At 40.2% G+C, this 2,726-nt stretch carries 2 protein-coding genes; both read left to right on the top strand.

What is annotated here, in order from left to right:
* The first annotated feature begins 149 nt into the window (after window positions 1-149).
* Window positions 150-524, top strand: a complete 375-nt coding sequence (locus Q0369_RS10625; RefSeq protein ID WP_298099693.1) for a hypothetical protein — start codon at window positions 150-152, stop codon at window positions 522-524.
* A 526-nt stretch (window positions 525-1,050) separates the two neighbouring features.
* Window positions 1,051-2,726 (top strand): STT3 domain-containing protein (locus tag Q0369_RS10620; RefSeq protein ID WP_298099689.1); only part of this gene is annotated, 1,676 nt, incomplete at its 3' end.

Raw genomic sequence — 2,726 nt, 5'->3', positions numbered from 1 at the left:
GGCGAAATTTTATAATTTGCCATCGAGTTCGGCTCTGTTTTAAACAGACGGGCGGTTTCTTAAATTTAAACTCTAGCTAAATTTAGACCGAAATTTTTAAGTAAACTTTGCTATAATCGCCGAAATTTTGAAAAAACCGAGGAGAAAATATGAAACTAATTTACGCCGCTTGCGTGCTCGCCGTGTTTGCTTCGGCTCAGACCGAAACTGTGCAGGTGCCGGACTTTGCCAAAAGCTCGATGAAGACACATGAGCAGGCCGAGGAAAAACTAATCGCAAATGCCCTAAAAGGCGATCTAAGCCGGATCGCAAGCGACCTGAAGATCGATAAAACGCTAAAGGGCGGCGAGTCGCTTGTCATTAACGGCGCGCATTACAGAACGATCGAGGGCGATAGCACGCAGTGGAAAGAGGGCGACGCCGTGCGCCTGCTAAGCGGTAATAAGGACGGCAGATGCCTAAGCTCGATCATACTTAATCTGCGCACGAAAACCGTCTGTAAATTTATGTGCGACGCGTATTAGGCGAGAATTTCGTCTAAACCACAAAAATCCACCGGTCCGGCGTAAGTTTCTTGCAACGACCGGTTGTTTCTGCCATTTAGCCATAGCATAGATCGCTAAATATATGTCTATGAATAAAACGTTATTATATATTTTTTTAAAAGCGTTCGTTATGTTTATTGTCCTATATTTGTTCATTCCGCACCCAGAAAATGGAATTTATAATATGCTAGATATACGCATGTTTATTGGCTTAGTGTTGTTTTGTATCTGCCTTATATTGGATATTTAGTTTACATCTTTCTCTATCTTTACGTATCGTATTTTTTGATGGTCGCCAAAATTGCATATCACAAATTTAAATTCTAAACGGCTTGACTTCGGTTGTTTTTAAAATTTCGCTTTAATATCGATAAATTCTGCTATAATAAACGCAAATTAAACAATGCTGTTAAGAACGTAGCGCGGGCGTGATAAAACGAGTAAAATTTGTAGAGGCAAATTTTGCCTGCCGCTCGGTACTTCAAACGGCAAATCAAGGAAAAAGATGCAAAAATTTAGAATTACAAACGGCGAATGCTTCCGCATGGATATCTTTTTGATCATGACGCTGGTTTATATATTCGGCGTGGCGTGCAGGTTTTTTTGGATATATTGGGCTAGCGGGATCGAGCAGTTTTCCTTTGACGGCGAGCTCATCATGACTACAAATGACGCTTTTGCCAATGCCGAGGGCGCGCGCGATATGATAGCGGGCTTTCATCAACCTGGCGATCTTAGCCCGTACGGCGCGTCGATCCCAACTCTGGCATTTTTACTTAGCAAAATTTTACCCGTCAGCCTAAATAGCATTACGATCTATATGAGCGTGTTTTTGGCGCCGCTGGTAGCCGTGCCGATTATTTTGATAGCAAGAGAGTATAATATCCTGGGCGCCGGCATCATCGCGGCGCTACTTGCCACCATATTGCCGGGATATTATATGAGGACCTTGGGCGGGTATTTTGATAGCGATATGTTAAATGTTACTCTGCCGCTGCTAACGCTATGGGCTTTGATTAGGCTCATAGGGCGAAGCGAGCAGAGTAGCTTTGCTTTGCCTGCCGTCTTTATGGCGTTTTATGATTGGTGGTATCCCAGCTCGTATTCTTTAAATATGGCGATTATAGTGATATTTTTAATCTATACTTTGATTTTTAATAGACACAATGAGGAAAATTACAAAGCGATTATTCTTATGGTCGCAGCGGTTATAAATTTTGGCGCGTATTACGAAGGCGAGACAATAATTGTAAATTATATTTTATTGTTCAAAATCTCACTGATTGCATTGCTATATTTTTTAATGATTAAAATTCCAAGCCATAAAAGCAAAAAAGCTCTTTGGATTTTGGGTACGATCGCCGTAATTACGTTCGTCATATTCGGCGGACTTGTGCCTATAGCAGTACAGCTTAAAGCATACATCTTAAAGGATGTAAGCAAAGAGGAAATTTTCTACTTCTACGGCGTTAGAAATACGGTCAAGGAGGTTGCCAATGCTAATTTTATAAAATTTGTGCTTGAATCTAGCGGGCATCTATTTATATTTATATGCGCCGTAGGAGGGTTGGCTCTACTACTGATAAAATTCCGTTCGTTTATATTAACCTTGCCGATGATAGCGCTTGGAGTTTTAGCACTTTTCGGTGGAACTCGCTTTACAATGTACGCTACACCGATGATAGCGCTTGGATTTGCTTATTTTATATATTTCACGCTGAATTACTTTGAAATACGCACCTGGCTTAGAAGTACTTTGTTAGCTATTTTAACCTGTTTAGCGATAATGCCTAGCATAGATTTTATTTATAAATTCCGAGTTGCGCCTACGCTTACGAAAGACTCCATAATGCCTCTTGCGGAGCTAAAAAATAAGGCTAGCAGGGAGGATTATGTGCTATCGTGGTGGGATTACGGATATTTAATCAGATATTACTCCGATGTAAAAGTAGTAGCTGATCCCGGAGGTAGACAGGCAGGAGAATACACTTTTATGAGTGCGTTTTCCTTTAATAAAGATGAGGTAAGCTCTGCTAATATGGCAAGGCTTAATGTCGAATATATACAAAAGTTGCAAGGTAAAAAATTTGATCCTAAACTGGAAGATAAATTTAAACTAAATCTATATCAAATTCAAAAAGATTATGGCGAAGCCGATATCAATAAATTCCTAAGTTCTTT

Origin of the sequence: uncultured Campylobacter sp., assembly GCF_938030685.1 — a bacterium.
Lineage (GTDB): Bacteria > Campylobacterota > Campylobacteria > Campylobacterales > Campylobacteraceae > Campylobacter_B.
The sequence above is the reverse complement of the archived record's forward strand: the minus strand, read 5'-3'. Positions and strand labels throughout refer to the sequence as shown.